This window comes from Aminobacter sp. Y103A, assembly GCF_030294925.1.
Classification (GTDB): Bacteria; Pseudomonadota; Alphaproteobacteria; order Rhizobiales; family Rhizobiaceae; genus Aminobacter; species Aminobacter ciceronei.
On sequence record NZ_AP017986.1, the window covers coordinates 5,484,378 to 5,497,975 of the forward strand.

Genomic DNA, 13,598 nt, shown 5'->3' on the forward strand with positions numbered 1-13,598 from the left:
GTCTGCGCATGACATCCGCAAGGGGCCGTGCGCAAAAGGATCGGACCATTGAGCACTGCTGATACACAAACGCCCGCGAGGCGCGCCAACAGGCGCGCCTCCACCATTCTCAAGGCGGTCGCCAGTTTCGCGGTGATCGTGGGGACCACCTATCTCGGCCTTCTGGCCGTCACCTTCTTCATCGGCCGGGTCGTGCCGATCGACCCCGTGCTCGCCATCGTCGGCGACCGGGCGCCGGCTCACGTCGTCGAGCGGACGCGCGAGCAGATGGGCTTCAACCTGCCCTACTACCAGCAGTTCTATCTCTACGTGAAAGGCGTGCTGTCAGGTGACTTCGGCACCTCGGTGCTGACCACCAATCCCGTCATGTCCGACATTCGCCGCGTCTTCCCAGCAACGATGGAACTCGCCACCGTCGGCACCATCATCGGCGCAGCCCTTGGCATCCCGCTCGGCGTGCTCGCCGCGGTCAAGCGCGGCAGCCTCGCCGATCAGGTCGTCCGCATCATCGGCCTGATCGGCTATTCGGTGCCGATCTTCTGGCTCGGGCTGCTGGCACTGCTGGTGTTTTATGCCCGCCTCGGCTGGACTGCCGGCCCCGGCCGCATCGACGTGGTGTTCGAATACACCTTCACGCCGATCACCGGCTTCTATCTGCTCGACGCGATGCTCAACCGCGACTGGGCAGCCTTCAAGGACATCTTCGCCCACATCATCCTGCCAGCGTCGTTGCTCGGCTATTTCTCGCTCGCTTATATCAGCCGCATGACGCGCTCCTTCATGCTGAACGAGCTGAGCCAGGAATACATCGTCGCCGCCCGCGCCAAGGGCCTGTCGGAAACCCGCATCATCTGGGGCCACGCACTGCGCAACGCCGCCGTGCCGCTGGTCACCGTCATTGCCCTTTCTTATGCCGGCCTGCTCGAAGGCTCGGTGCTGACCGAAACCGTCTTCGCCTGGCCCGGCCTCGGCCTCTACATCACCAACTCGCTGCAGAACGCCGACATGAACGCGGTGCTGGGCGGCACGATCATCATCGGTTCGGTGTTCATCGCGCTCAACCTGCTCTCCGACCTGCTTTATCGTCTGCTCGACCCAAGGACGCGCATCCGATGAGCGACACGACCATGACCCGCCGCGAATGGCTGCTCACCGACCGACCGCAATCGCGCCTGCAGGCGCGGCTCGGCCGCGCCTATGTGACCTGGCGCCGCTTCACCGCCAACCGGCTTGCCTCGATCGGCCTCGGCATTATCCTTCTGCTGCTGTTTGTTGCCGCCTTCGCGCCACTCCTGGCGCCGCATTCGCCCTATATTGGCGACCTCAAGAACGCCCGCCTGCTGCCGGCGAGCTCCACCTACTGGCTCGGCACCGACGACCAAGGCCGCGACATCCTTTCACGCCTGATCTACGGCTCGCGTCTGACCTTGCAGGTCATCGTGCTGGTGGCGATCATCGCAGCGCCGATCGGCCTCCTGGTCGGCACGGCGGCCGGCTATGCCGGCGGCTGGATCGACGCGGTGCTGATGCGCATCACCGACATCTTCCTCGCCTTCCCCAAGCTGGTTCTGGCCCTGGCATTCGTCGCAGCCCTCGGGCCCGGCATCGAAAACGCCATCATCGCCATCGCGCTGACCTCGTGGCCGCCCTATGCCCGCATCGCTCGTGCCGAAACGCTGACCGTGCGCAATTCCGATTACATCGCAGCGGTGAAATTGATGGGTGCCTCGCCGATGCGCATCGTGCTCCGCCACATCATGCCGCTATGCATCTCTTCGCTGATCGTCCGCGTCACGCTCGACATGGCCGGCATCATTCTGACTGCCGCGGGTCTCGGCTTCCTCGGCCTCGGCGCCCAGCCGCCGCTACCTGAATGGGGCGCGATGATCGCCTCGGGGCGCCGCTTCATCCTCGACCAATGGTGGGTGGCGGCAGCACCGGGTGCTGCGATCCTCATCGTCAGCCTTGGCTTCAACCTGCTCGGTGACGGCCTGCGCGACGCACTCGACACACGCAGCGGTGGCCAATGAGCACGTTGCTGCATGTCGAAAATCTCAGTGTCTCCTTCCCCACCCGCACCGGCGTGGTCGAAGCGGTGCGCGGCGTATCCTTCGCGCTCGGCCAGGAACGGCTCGGCATCGTCGGCGAAAGCGGTTCGGGCAAGTCGCAGACCGGCCGCGCGATCATGGGGTTGACGCCACAGCAGGCAGAGATCAGGGCCGGAAGGCTTGAATTCAGCGGCATCGACCTGCTCAAGGCCTCCGTCGCCGAGCGCCGGGCGCTGCGTGGCAACCGCATCGCCATGATCCTGCAGGATCCGAAATATTCGCTCGATCCGGTCATGACCATCGGCCGCCAGATCGTGGAGACGCTGCGGACGCATGAAAAGGTCAGCAAGTCGGCGGCCCGCGAGCGCGCTCTCGACATGCTCGCCGCCGTCCAGATTCGCGACCCGAAGCGGGTCTACGACCTCTACCCGCACGAGGTCTCGGGCGGCATGGGCCAGCGCGCCATGATCGCCATGATGCTGATTGCCGGGCCGGAACTTCTGATCGCCGACGAACCGACCTCGGCGCTCGACGTCACTGTCCAGCTCGACATCTTGCGCATTCTAGACCGGCTGGTGATCGACCGCGGCATGGGCCTGATCTTCATTTCCCACGACCTGCGCCTGGTCTCGACCTTCTGCGACCGCGTCATCGTCATGTATGCCGGCAAGATCGTCGAGGAACTCAAGGCCTCGGAACTGTCGCAGGCGAAGCATCCCTACACGCAAGGCCTGCTCAACTGCATGCCCAAGATCGGCGCCGACCGGCACCCGCTGCCCGTGCTCGACCGAAAGCCGGAGTGGCTGCTGTGACCCCTGCTCTCTCGATCGACAAACTGCGTGTGGTCTACGACGATTTCGTCGCGCTGAAGGACGTCAGCGTGACCGTGGCGCAAGGCGAATCCTTCGGCCTCGTCGGCGAATCCGGCTCGGGCAAATCGACGCTGCTGCGCGCCGTCGCCGGTATCGCGCCCGTCTCCAGCGGCACCATCGACGTCAGCGGCAAGCGGTTGGGCAAGCTCAGGGACAAGGAATTCTATCGTCAGGTGCAGATGGTGTTCCAGGACCCGTACGGTTCGCTGCACCCGCGCCAGACCGTCGACAGGTTGCTGCTCGAACCGCTCGACATTCACGGTTTTGGCGACACCGAGAAACGCATCCAGCGCGCGCTCGACGAGGTCGGCCTCGGCTCCGGCTTCCGCTTCCGCTACTCGCACCAGCTCTCGGGCGGCCAGCGCCAGCGCGTGGCGATCGCCCGTGCGCTGATCCTCGAACCGTCGATCCTGCTGCTCGACGAGCCGACATCGGCCCTCGATGCTTCGGTGCAGGCCGAAGTGCTCAACCTGCTCGAACAGGTGCGCCGCGACCGCAAGCTGACCTTCGTCATGGTCAGCCACGACCTCGGCGTCATCACCCACATGTGCGAGCGGCTGATGGTGATGCAGGTCGGACAGGAGGTCGAACGGCTGCAGGCCGGCGACCTCGCCACGCGAAACGTGGCGCAGGACTACACGCGCAACCTTCTCGTTGCGAGCGAAGGTTTCGTCCGCGACGCCTAGGGTGTTACGGAAATGCGGAAGTCCGTTTTCCGCATTTCCGCGAAAGGCGAAAATGTCAGATGGACAGCTTGCGCGCGCAAGCACTTGCCTGCAATTCTGGACTGGAAACTATGGCGTTCAGGTGCGGCCGCCCCGCATCCGCAACCCGCATCTCAGGTGACAAAAATGCTCCTTGGCATCGATCCGCTGCTCGGCCCCGACGTGCTCTACGTGCTCCGCGCCATGGGCCATGGCGACGACCTGATCATCGCCGATGCCAATTTCCCGGCCGATGCGATGGCGAGGCAGACCGTCTTCGGCCGGCCACTGCGCATCGACGGCGACATCGTCAGCGTCATGAAGGCGGTGCTGTCGGTGATGCCGGTCGACACTTTCGTCGACGACGCCTTCGGCCGCATGGAAGTGGTCGGCAAGCCGGACGAGATCCCCGAGGTGCAGCGTGAGGTCGGCAAGCTGATCGAGGGCACGGCCACCAAGATGGTCGGCATCGAACGCTTCGCCTTCTACGAGCGTGCCAAGAAGGCCTATGCCGTCATCCAGACCCTGGAACGCCGCTTCTATGCCGACTTCGCCGTGCGCAAGGGCGTGGTACCGCCGGGGGGATGAACCGCGTCTTCGGCGCAGGTCTAGGAGAGCCAGAACTTTCCCTGAAAGGGGCGCAGCCGCGCCCTCAACCGCCTGCCGGTACGTAGCATCGAGCTCTGCGCTACGCAGCGCCAAAGCAACGTCCAACCCGCGCCTACGACAGCGACAGCTTGGCCGCGACGTCCTTGAGCAATGCCAGCGTCTGGTCGATGTCGGCCTGCCTGTCGTCGATCCGCAGGATGTAGGGACAGGTCAGCACGGCGATCGCGTAGCCGTCAGGCGAGAGGATCGGCACCGAGATGTCGTCGATGGCGCGCATCTGCTGGCTCGGGCCGACGCGGTGGCCGGCCTCGCGATAGCCGGTCAGGATCGGCTCCAGCTTTTCACGTGCACTTGCCTGCCTGGTGCCTTCCCAGCGGGCAGCTGCCTCGGATTGCGAATGCGGGTCCTGGAAGGCGAGCAAGATATGACCCGAGCTGGTGGTCAGGAGATCGATATGGGCGCCGATGCGGATGCCGAATTCCCAGTTGCCGGGCGGGCTGGCATGCGCCACCACGATCGCCGCGTCGCGGTCGGGCGCTACCAGATGACATGACTGGCCGGCAGCCACCGAAAATGCATCCATCAAAGGCTGAGCCCGCGCCACCAACCGCCTTATCGGCGGATGCCGATGGGCGAGGATGAAAAGCTTCATGGTCAGCGCGTAGCGGTCGCCCTCTGGTGAGCGGCTGACAAAGTCGCGCGCCACCAGACGTTCGAGCATGCGGTAGACCTCGCTTGGCCCACGTCCCATCGCCTCACCGATCTCGGCCCGGGTCAGGCCACCCGGTTGCTCCGAAAGCAGCTCGAGAATGTCCAGGCCCTTGTCCAGTGCCGGTGCGCGGTAGCGGTCGTCCTTGTCGACGCTGTTGGCCGTCTTTGCCGACCCTTTTGGCATGATGCGAAATCCTCCCTCGACCGGCCTCACGACCCCTCCTCACAATTCCCCATTGCAAGGTTGGTTCATTTATGAATAGTATGTTCGTATATAGACAGAAGCGCAAGCAGTTTGCTGGGAGGAGCGACGGTTATGCGACTAAGCGGGAAACGCATTTTCATTTCCGCCGCGGCCCAGGGCATCGGCCGCGCCAGCGCGCTGGCCTGTGCCAATGAGGGCGCCCATGTCATCGCCACCGACATCAATGACGACGCGCTCAAAGCGCTTTCGACCGAGCATAAGAACATCGAGACCCATCGTCTCGACGTCCGCGACGGCAAGGCCGTGGCAAGCTTCGCCGCCGGCCAGGCGCCGCTCGACGGGCTCTTCAACTGCGCCGGCTTCGTCCACAACGGCACCATCATGGACTGCAGCGACGAAGACTGGGACTTCAGCTTCGACCTGAACGTCAAGAGCATGTACCGCACGACCAAGGCGTTCCTGCCCGGCATGCTCGAACGCGCCGAAAAGACCGGCGCGGTGTCGATCCTCAACATGGCTTCCATGGCTTCGTCGATCAAAGGCTTCCCCAACCGGCTGCTCTACGGCGCCACCAAGGCGGCCGTCATCGGCTTCACCAAGGGCATGGCCGCCGACTATGTGCGCCGCGGCGTGCGCTGCAACGCGCTCTGCCCGGGCACTGTCGACACGCCGTCGCTGCGCGGCCGCATCGCTGCTGCCGCCGACCCGGTGCAGGCGGAGAAGGACTTCATCGCCCGCCAGCCCATCGGCCGACTTGCGACCGTCGACGACATCGCGCCGCTCGTCGTCTACCTGTTGTCCGACGAGTCGCGCTTCGTCACCGGCCAGGCAGTCCTGGTCGATGGCGGCGTCACCATCTAGACGGGGCGGCGGCCATGATCGAAAGGATCGACGGCCACTGCCACTACTGGGCGCTCCAGCGCGGCGACTACGGTTGGCTGACGCCTGACGCCACCCATCTCGCCCCGATCTACCATGACTTCGGCGCAGCCGAGATGCGCCCGCTGGCGGAAGTCGCCGGCATCGCCAAACGCATCCTGGTCCAGGCAGCCCCGACGGAAGCCGAGACGCAGTTCCTGCTCGACCAGGGCCGCGACGACAAGGCTGTTGCCGGCGTCGTCGGCTGGGTCGACCTGTCCTCCACCGAAAGCGTTGCCACGCTCGATCGCTTCGCTGCCGATCCCCTGTTCAAGGGCGTCCGGCCGATGTTGCAGGATCTCGACGATCCCGACTGGATCGCCACCCGCCCGCACCTGGACGCTATCGCAGCACTCAAGCGGCTCGGCCTGCGTTTCGACGCGCTCGTGATGCCGCAGCATCTTCAGGCGCTCGGGCGTTTCGTCGAGGCACATCCCGAGCTCCCCGTCGTCATCGACCATGCTGCCAAGCCCGCCTTCGCCGCTTCTGCCGACGATCCGCGCCATGGCATGTGGCGGTTCGGCATGGCCGAGCTGTCGGGGCACACGCAGGTCTATTGCAAGCTGTCTGGCCTGCTCACCGAATTGCCCGCGGAGCGCCGCGCGACGTCCAAGGCCGCGGCTGAAGCGCTGCACCCGGCGATCTGCAGCCTGCTCGACTGGTTTGGGCCGGATCGCCTGATCTGGGGGTCGGACTGGCCGGTGCTGACACTGGCCAACCCCTTCGCCTTCTGGGACGAGGTCACGGGCCGCCTGCTTGACGGCCTTGGCCAACGCGAGCGCATGGCGATCCTGGGCGGCACAGCCGCCCGCTTCTACGGCATCGAAGGAGGTCGCGCATGACCGCTCTCGTCGTCATGAAGGACATCGGCAAGTCGTTCCCCGGCGTGCGCGCCCTGCACAATGCCCAACTCGAGCTGCTGTCAGGCGAAGTGCATGCCCTGATGGGGGAGAACGGCGCCGGCAAGTCGACGCTGATGAAGATCCTTGCCGGCATCTACCGCCGCGATGCGGGTGAAATCCTGCTCGACGGCAAGCCGGTCGAGATCAACTCGCCGCGCCAGGCCCAGGATCTCGGCATCGGCATCATCCATCAGGAGCTCAATCTGATGCCGCATCTGACAGCGGCGCAGAACATCTTCATCGGCCGCGAGCCACGCAAGGCCGGCGGCCTGCTGCTCGACGAGGCGAAACTCAACGCTGATACCGCCGAGATCTTTGCCTCGATGCATCTAAAGCTCGACCCGCGCACCCCGGTCGGCGGGCTGACCATCGCACGCCAGCAGATGGTCGAGATCGCCAAGGCGCTGTCCTATCGCTCGCGCGTGCTGATCATGGACGAGCCGACAGCGGCCCTCAACGACGCCGAGATCGCGGAGCTCTTCGCCATCATCGCCAGGCTGAAGGCCGAGGGTGTCGGCATCGTCTACATCTCGCACAAGATGGACGAGCTGAAGCGCATCGCCGACCGCGTCACCATCATGCGCGACAGCGAATATATCGGCACGGTGCCGGCTGCCGAGACGCCAGTCGAGAAGATCATCTCGATGATGGTCGGCCGCACATTGACCGACGATCGGCCGGACATTCCCGACCACAGCAAGTCCGAGACCGTGCTGGAGGTCAAGAACCTCAATCGCGGTACGGTCATCCGCGACGTCAGCCTTTCTGTCCGCAAGGGCGAAATCCTCGGTTTCGCCGGCTTGATGGGCGCCGGCCGCACCGAGGTGGCGCGTGCCATCTTCGGCGCCGACCGTCGCGACGGCGGCGACATCTTCATGCATGGCAAAAAGGTCGACATCCGTATCCCGCAAGACGCCGTGCGTGCCGGCATCGGCTACCTCTCCGAGGACCGCAAGCATTTCGGCCTCGCCACCGGCATGGACGTACGCAACAACGTCGTGCTGGCCAGCCTTGCGCGCTTCGCCGGCCCGGCCGGGTTGCTCAGGGAAGGCGCCATGCACGATGTCGCCGCCCGCTACATCGACCAGTTGGCGATCAAGACCCCGTCGGACCGGCAGGAAGTGCGCCTGCTGTCGGGCGGCAACCAGCAGAAGATCGTCATCGCCAAATGGCTGCTGCGCGAGTGCGAGGTGCTGATCTTCGACGAGCCGACGCGTGGCATCGACGTCGGCGCCAAGAACGAAATCTACAAGCTCTTGAATGCGCTGGCCCAGCAGGGCCGCGCCATCATCGTCATCTCCTCCGAACTGCCGGAGGTGCTCCGGCTCAGCCATCGCATCGCGGTGATGTGCGAGGGGCGGCTGACCGGCATCTTGCCCGGCGGCGCCAGCCAGGAGGAGATCATGCATTTGGCGACGCTTCGCGGCGATGCCGCCAACCAGAACAAGCAAAAGACGGCAAAGGGAGAGGCCAAATGAGTGCTGCAGCATCCACGGCGAGCACCTCTGCCGTTTCGCGATTTTCCGGCGCGCAACACCGGCTGCTCGCCTTCGCCAGCCTGATCATCCTTGTCGCGGTGTTCAGCTTTGCCTCGCCCAATTTCATGCAGACGTCCAACATCATCGCCATCCTGCAGGCGACGTCGGTCAACGGCGTGCTGGCGATCGCAGCAACGCTGGTCATCATCACAGGCGGCATCGACCTGTCGGTCGGCACGCTGATGACCTTCTGTGCGGTGATTGCCGGCGTGGTGCTGACCTTCTGGGGCATGCCGCTCGGCCTCGGCGTGCTGGCCGCGATCCTGGCGGGGGCTGCCAGTGGCACGCTGTCCGGAACGTTCGTCGCCAAGCTCAAGATCCCGCCCTTCATCGCCACGCTTGGCATGATGCTGATCCTCAAGGGCCTGTCGCTGGTGATCTCGGGCACGCGCCCGATCTACTTCAACGGCACGCCTGGCTTCACCCAGATCTCGCAAGGCTCATTGATCGGCTCGGTCATCCCGAGCCTTCCGATCCCCAACGGCGTGCTGATCCTGTTCCTGGTCGCCATCGCCACCAGCTTCATCCTCGAGCGCACCATTTTGGGCCGCTTCACCTTTGCGCTCGGCTCCAACGAAGAGGCGGTCAGGCTTTCCGGCGTCAACACCGACCGCTGGAAGATCGCGGTCTATGCGCTGGCCGGCTCGATCTGTGGCATCGCCGGCCTGCTGATCGCCTCGCGGCTCAACTCGGCCCAGCCCGCGCTCGGCCAGGGCTACGAGCTCGATGCGATTGCGGCGGTTGTCATCGGCGGCACCTCGCTGTCGGGCGGCCGCGGCACCATCATCGGCACGCTGATCGGCGCCCTCATCATCTCCGTGCTCGCCAACGGCCTGCGCATCCTCTCGGTCGCCCAGGAATGGCAGACCGTGGTCACCGGCTCGATCATCATTCTCGCCGTCTACACCGACATTCTGCGGCGGCGCAGGCTTTGAGCAAGCTTGCTTCGCGCAGCGCCGGGGTGCTGCGCCAACATCAAGAAGAGAGCGAAAGCGCTCCACCAGCAGAGTTCAACAACCAAGGTTCAATCGGAGGAAACATGTTCACCAGACGCACAGTGATTGGCGCTCTCAGCGCCATGACGATCCTCGGCTACGGCTCGACCATGGCAATGGCCCAGGACAAGATGTACATCCCGCTGATCTCCAAGGGCTTTCAGCACCAGTTCTGGCAAGCGGTGAAAGCCGGCGCCGACAAGGCTGCCGCCGATCTCGGCGTCGAAGTCACCTTCGAAGGCCCTGACTCGGAAACCCAGGTCGACCGTCAGATCGACATGCTGGCCGCAGCGCTTGCCAAAAAACCGGCGGCGATCGGCTTCGCCGCCCTCGACAGCCAGGCGGCTATCCCGCTGCTGCAGCAGGCCAAGGACGCCAAGATCCCGGTCGTCGCCTTCGACTCCGGCGTCGACAGCGACATCCCGGTGGCCACAGCCTCGACCAACAATATTGCGGCGGCCGCCCTCGCCGCCGACAAGATGGCCGAGCTGATCGGCGACGAAGGCAAGGTGGCACTTGTCGTCCATGACCAGACCAGCCGCACCGGCGTGGACCGCCGCGACGGCTTCGTCAACCGCATGAAGGAAGCCCACCCGAAGGTCGAGATCGTCGCCATCGAATATGGCGAGGGCGATCATCTCAAGTCGACCGAAATCACCAAGGCGATCCTGCAGGCCAACCCCGACCTCAAGGGCATGTTCGGTGCCAATGAAGGCTCGGCCATCGGCGTCGTCAACGGCGCCAAGGAGCTCGGCCGCCAGCTGGTGATCATCGGCTACGACTCGGGCGCCCAGCAGAAGGCGGCGATCCGCGACGGCCAGATGGCCGGCGCCATCACCCAGAACCCGGTCGGCATCGGCTACAAGACTGTCGAGGCAGCCGTGAAGGCGGCAAAGGGCGAAGCCATCGAAAAGAACATCGACACCGGCTTCTACTACTACGACAAGTCGAACATCGATCAGCCCGAAATCGCAGCGGTGCTGTACGACTGATCCTGGGCAACTCTACCGGAGGCGGTCCGCCGCCTCCGGCTTTTTCCAATCAAGGTGACATCAGATGAAACTGCTCCGCTACGGCCCCAAGGGCAACGAGAAGCCCGGCATCCTCGACAGATCAGGCCGCGTCCGCGATCTCTCGCGCCACGTCGACGACATCGCCGGCGACGTTCTGACGCCCGAAGGCCTCGCCCGCCTGCGCACCCTCGATATCGAGACGCTGCCGCTGGTAGCCGGCACGCCTCAGCAGGATCTGCGCCTCGGCGCCTGCGTCGGCCGCATCGGCAAGTTCATCTGCATCGGCCTCAACTATGCCGACCATGCCGCCGAAACCGGTGCAGCCATCCCCGCCGAACCGATCGTCTTCAACAAGTGGACCTCGGCCATCGTCGGTCCCAACGACGACGTCGAAATCCCGCGCAATTCGGTCAAGACCGATTGGGAGGTCGAGCTTGGCGTCGTCATCGGCAAGCCCGGCCGCTACATCGACGAGGCCGACGCCATGTCCCACGTTGCCGGCTATTGCGTCATCAACGACGTTTCCGAACGCGAATTCCAGACCGAGCGCGGCGGCACCTGGGACAAGGGCAAGGGTTGCGACACCTTCGGCCCGACCGGCCCCTGGATGGTGACCGCTGACGAGATCGCCGACCCGCAGAACCTCAAGATGTGGCTCGATGTCGATGACAAGCGCTTCCAGGACGGCTCGACCAAAACGATGATCTTCTCGGTGCAGCAGGTCGTATCCTACCTCAGCCGCTTCATGAGCCTGCAGTCCGGCGACGTCATCTCGACCGGCACCCCGCCCGGCGTCGGCCTTGGCCAGAAACCTCCCGTCTATCTCAAAGCAGGCCAGACGATGACTCTTGGCATCGAAGGCCTGGGCAGCCAGAGGCAGCGCGTTATCGCTGCCTGACCCCTTTGGAGCGGGAGGCGTCTCCCAGGCAATCCTTCCGCTCTCGTTTCAGCCGCACGAACTTGCCCTCGAGGCTCCCAGCCTTTCGGGATCGTGCCCAGAGGACCCACACCATGACCAGAATCATCGACATGCGGGTGCTCGACCTGCGTTTCCCGACGTCGCAGCATCTCGACGGTTCCGACGCGATGAACCCGGACCCCGACTATTCGGCGGCCTATGTCATCCTGAAGACCGACACGGCAGGGATCGAGGGTCATGGTCTGACCTTCACCATCGGCCGCGGCAACGAAATCTGCTGCGCGGCGATCGAGGCGATGCGCCATCTGGTCGTCGGCCTGGAGATGGACAAGGTGGCCGCTAACATGGGCGCCTTCTGGCGGCACGTGACGTCGGACAGCCAGTTGCGCTGGATCGGCCCGGACAAGGGCGCGATCCACCTGGCCACCGGCGCCGTCGTCAACGCCGTCTGGGATATCTGGGCGAAGATGGTTGGCAAGCCGGTGTGGAAGCTGGTCGCCGATATGTCGCCGGAAGAACTCGTGCGCTGCATCGACTTCCGCTACATCACCGACTGCATCACGCCCGAGGAAGCGCTCGCCATGCTGCGCGAAAAAGAGCCGGGCAAGGCCGAGCGGATCGCGACCCTCGAGCGCGAGGGATATCCCTGCTACACCACCTCGGCCGGCTGGCTCGGTTATGGCGACGAGAAGCTGCGCCGGCTGTGCCAGGAAGCGGTCGACGCCGGCTTCAACCACGTCAAGCTCAAGGTCGGCCGCGACAAGGCCGACGATATCAGGCGCCTGCGCATCGCGCGTGAGGTGCTCGGCCCAGACCGCCAGCTGATGATCGACGCCAACCAGGTCTGGGAAGTCGGCCAGGCCATCGACTGGGTACGCGACCTCGCCTTTGCCAAGCCGTGGTTCATCGAAGAGCCGACCAATCCCGACGACGTCGAGGGCCATCGCAAGATCCGCGAGGGCGTCGCCCCGGTCCAGGTCGCCACCGGCGAGATGTGCCAGAACCGCATCATGTTCAAGCAGTTCATCATGCGCGGCGCCATCGACGTGGTGCAGATCGACTCCTGCCGCCTCGGCGGCGTCAACGAAATCCTCGCCGTGCTGTTGATGGCGGCGAAATACAATCTGCTCGTCTGCCCACACGCCGGCGGTGTCGGCCTGTGCGAATATGTCCAGCACCTGTCGATGATCGACTACGTCTCAATCGCCGGAACCCGCGAGGGCCGTGTCGTCGAATATGTCGACCACCTGCATGAGCACTTCAAGGAACCCTGCGTGGTGCAGCACGCCGCTTACATGCCCCCGTCCGCGCCCGGCTTCTCCATCGAGATGAAGCCGGCGACGCTCGAAGACTTCCAGTTCCGCGGTTGAGGGAAACGACAATGGACCTCGGGCTGAAGGACAAGATCGTCATCGTCACCGGCGGCGGTGCCGGCATCGGCGGCGCGGTCACACTCGGTCTCGCTGTCGAAGGCGCCATTCCGGTCATCTTCGGCCGCAGCCCACTGGCCGAGGATTTCGCCGCGAAGCTCAAGGCCGTTTCGCCGCGCTCGCTGTTCGTCCAGGTCGAGCTGATGCACGATCCCGAGATCGGCGCAGCTGTCGAGCAGGTGGCAAAAACCTTCGGCCGCATCGACGGGCTGGTCAACAATGCCGGCATCAATGACGGCATCGATCTCGAGGCCGGTTCGGATGCTTTCCGCGAGTCGCTCGAACGCAACCTGATCCACTACTACACCACCGCCCATCACTGCCTGCCGTGGCTGAGAAAATCGCGCGGCGCGATCGTCAACGTCTCGTCCAAGACCGCACTCACCGGCCAGGGCAGCACCAGCGGCTACACCGCCGCCAAGGGCGCCCAGCTGTCACTCACCCGTGAATGGGCCGCCGCCCTGCGCGGCGATGGCATACGCGTCAACGCGGTCATCCCGGCCGAGGTGATGACGCCGCTCTACGAAAAGTGGCTGAAGACATTCGACGATCCGGAAGCACGGCTGGAAGAAATCACCCGACGCATCCCGCTCGGGCAGCGCATGACGACGTCGGAAGAGATCGCCGACACCATCATCTTCCTGCTCTCCGACAAGGCCAGCCACACCACCGGCCAGTGGCTGTTCGTCGACGGCGGCTATACCCATCTCGACCGCGCATTGGACTGAACGCGG

At 64.7% G+C, this 13,598-nt stretch carries 14 protein-coding genes; 13 read left to right on the forward strand and 1 reads right to left on the reverse strand.

Features of this window, described 5'->3' with window-relative positions:
* Nucleotides 1-48: 48 nt before the first annotated feature.
* From Amn_RS26970 to Amn_RS26990, 5 genes are all read left to right on the forward strand, one after another.
* Nucleotides 49-1,116, forward strand: coding sequence for an ABC transporter permease (locus tag Amn_RS26970; RefSeq protein ID WP_154386296.1), 1,068 nt, complete (start codon nucleotides 49-51; stop codon nucleotides 1,114-1,116).
* 11 nt (nucleotides 1,117-1,127) lie between these two features.
* Entirely contained in the window at nucleotides 1,128-2,030 is a 903-nt protein-coding gene (gene nikC, locus Amn_RS26975) for a nickel transporter permease (protein ID WP_286298204.1), read from the forward strand.
* Nucleotides 2,027-2,860: an ABC transporter ATP-binding protein gene (locus Amn_RS26980; protein ID WP_286294035.1), complete on the forward strand. Its 834-nt coding sequence runs from the start codon at nucleotides 2,027-2,029 to the stop codon at nucleotides 2,858-2,860. The genes nikC and Amn_RS26980 overlap by 4 nt, the downstream gene beginning before the upstream one ends.
* Nucleotides 2,857-3,606, forward strand: coding sequence for an ABC transporter ATP-binding protein (locus tag Amn_RS26985; RefSeq protein ID WP_286294038.1), 750 nt, complete (start codon nucleotides 2,857-2,859; stop codon nucleotides 3,604-3,606). Before Amn_RS26980 ends, Amn_RS26985 begins: the two co-directional genes overlap by 4 nt.
* 165 nt (nucleotides 3,607-3,771) lie before the next feature.
* Complete coding sequence (locus Amn_RS26990) at nucleotides 3,772-4,212, forward strand: RbsD/FucU family protein (RefSeq protein ID WP_286294040.1); 441 nt, start codon at nucleotides 3,772-3,774, stop codon at nucleotides 4,210-4,212.
* A gap of 133 nt (nucleotides 4,213-4,345) precedes the next feature.
* Here Amn_RS26990 and Amn_RS26995 read toward each other — a convergent pair whose 3' ends face one another.
* Entirely contained in the window at nucleotides 4,346-5,128 is a 783-nt protein-coding gene (locus Amn_RS26995) for an IclR family transcriptional regulator (RefSeq protein ID WP_286294041.1), read from the reverse strand.
* Between the two features lie 132 nt (nucleotides 5,129-5,260).
* Here Amn_RS26995 and Amn_RS27000 point away from each other — a divergent pair, with 132 nt between their 5' ends.
* From Amn_RS27000 to Amn_RS27035, 8 genes are all read left to right on the forward strand, one after another.
* Nucleotides 5,261-6,010, forward strand: coding sequence for an SDR family oxidoreductase (locus tag Amn_RS27000; protein WP_067955972.1), 750 nt, complete (start codon nucleotides 5,261-5,263; stop codon nucleotides 6,008-6,010).
* A gap of 14 nt (nucleotides 6,011-6,024) precedes the next feature.
* Nucleotides 6,025-6,909: an amidohydrolase family protein gene (locus tag Amn_RS27005; protein ID WP_182574033.1), complete on the forward strand. Its 885-nt coding sequence runs from the start codon at nucleotides 6,025-6,027 to the stop codon at nucleotides 6,907-6,909.
* The gene (locus Amn_RS27010; RefSeq protein ID WP_067955968.1) at nucleotides 6,906-8,447 is read left to right on the forward strand and encodes a sugar ABC transporter ATP-binding protein; all 1,542 of its coding nucleotides are present in this window, start codon (nucleotides 6,906-6,908) and stop codon (nucleotides 8,445-8,447) included. The genes Amn_RS27005 and Amn_RS27010 overlap by 4 nt, the downstream gene beginning before the upstream one ends.
* Entirely contained in the window at nucleotides 8,444-9,442 is a 999-nt protein-coding gene (locus Amn_RS27015) for an ABC transporter permease (protein ID WP_067955967.1), read from the forward strand. The genes Amn_RS27010 and Amn_RS27015 overlap by 4 nt, the downstream gene beginning before the upstream one ends.
* A gap of 104 nt (nucleotides 9,443-9,546) precedes the next feature.
* Entirely contained in the window at nucleotides 9,547-10,494 is a 948-nt protein-coding gene (locus Amn_RS27020; RefSeq protein ID WP_286294049.1) for an ABC transporter substrate-binding protein, read from the forward strand.
* Between the two features lie 64 nt (nucleotides 10,495-10,558).
* Nucleotides 10,559-11,413, forward strand: a complete 855-nt coding sequence (locus Amn_RS27025) for a fumarylacetoacetate hydrolase family protein (protein WP_192313030.1) — start codon at nucleotides 10,559-10,561, stop codon at nucleotides 11,411-11,413.
* A gap of 113 nt (nucleotides 11,414-11,526) precedes the next feature.
* Nucleotides 11,527-12,804: an L-fuconate dehydratase gene (locus Amn_RS27030; RefSeq protein WP_286294053.1), complete on the forward strand. Its 1,278-nt coding sequence runs from the start codon at nucleotides 11,527-11,529 to the stop codon at nucleotides 12,802-12,804.
* Between the two features lie 11 nt (nucleotides 12,805-12,815).
* The gene (locus Amn_RS27035) at nucleotides 12,816-13,592 is read left to right on the forward strand and encodes an L-fucose dehydrogenase (protein WP_154386287.1); all 777 of its coding nucleotides are present in this window, start codon (nucleotides 12,816-12,818) and stop codon (nucleotides 13,590-13,592) included.
* Nucleotides 13,593-13,598: the final 6 nt, after the last annotated feature.

What these genes read in the sequence shown, in the direction of transcription:
- Amn_RS27030 (WP_286294053.1), top strand. Translation starts at nt 11,527, where the DNA reads ATGACCAGAATCATCGACATGCGGGTGCTCGACCTGCGTTTCCCGACG.
- Amn_RS27010 (WP_067955968.1), top strand. Translation starts at nt 6,906, where the DNA reads ATGACCGCTCTCGTCGTCATGAAGGACATCGGCAAGTCGTTCCCCGGC.
- Amn_RS27005 (WP_182574033.1), top strand. Translation starts at nt 6,025, where the DNA reads ATGATCGAAAGGATCGACGGCCACTGCCACTACTGGGCGCTCCAGCGC.
- Amn_RS27015 (WP_067955967.1), top strand. Translation starts at nt 8,444, where the DNA reads ATGAGTGCTGCAGCATCCACGGCGAGCACCTCTGCCGTTTCGCGATTT.
- Amn_RS26990 (WP_286294040.1), top strand. Translation starts at nt 3,772, where the DNA reads ATGCTCCTTGGCATCGATCCGCTGCTCGGCCCCGACGTGCTCTACGTG.
- nikC (WP_286298204.1), top strand. Translation starts at nt 1,128, where the DNA reads ATGACCCGCCGCGAATGGCTGCTCACCGACCGACCGCAATCGCGCCTG.
- Amn_RS27020 (WP_286294049.1), top strand. Translation starts at nt 9,547, where the DNA reads ATGTTCACCAGACGCACAGTGATTGGCGCTCTCAGCGCCATGACGATC.
- Amn_RS27025 (WP_192313030.1), top strand. Translation starts at nt 10,559, where the DNA reads ATGAAACTGCTCCGCTACGGCCCCAAGGGCAACGAGAAGCCCGGCATC.
- Amn_RS27000 (WP_067955972.1), top strand. Translation starts at nt 5,261, where the DNA reads ATGCGACTAAGCGGGAAACGCATTTTCATTTCCGCCGCGGCCCAGGGC.
- Amn_RS27035 (WP_154386287.1), top strand. Translation starts at nt 12,816, where the DNA reads ATGGACCTCGGGCTGAAGGACAAGATCGTCATCGTCACCGGCGGCGGT.
- Amn_RS26980 (WP_286294035.1), top strand. Translation starts at nt 2,027, where the DNA reads ATGAGCACGTTGCTGCATGTCGAAAATCTCAGTGTCTCCTTCCCCACC.
- Amn_RS26995 (WP_286294041.1), bottom strand. Translation starts at nt 5,128, where the DNA reads ATGCCAAAAGGGTCGGCAAAGACGGCCAACAGCGTCGACAAGGACGAC.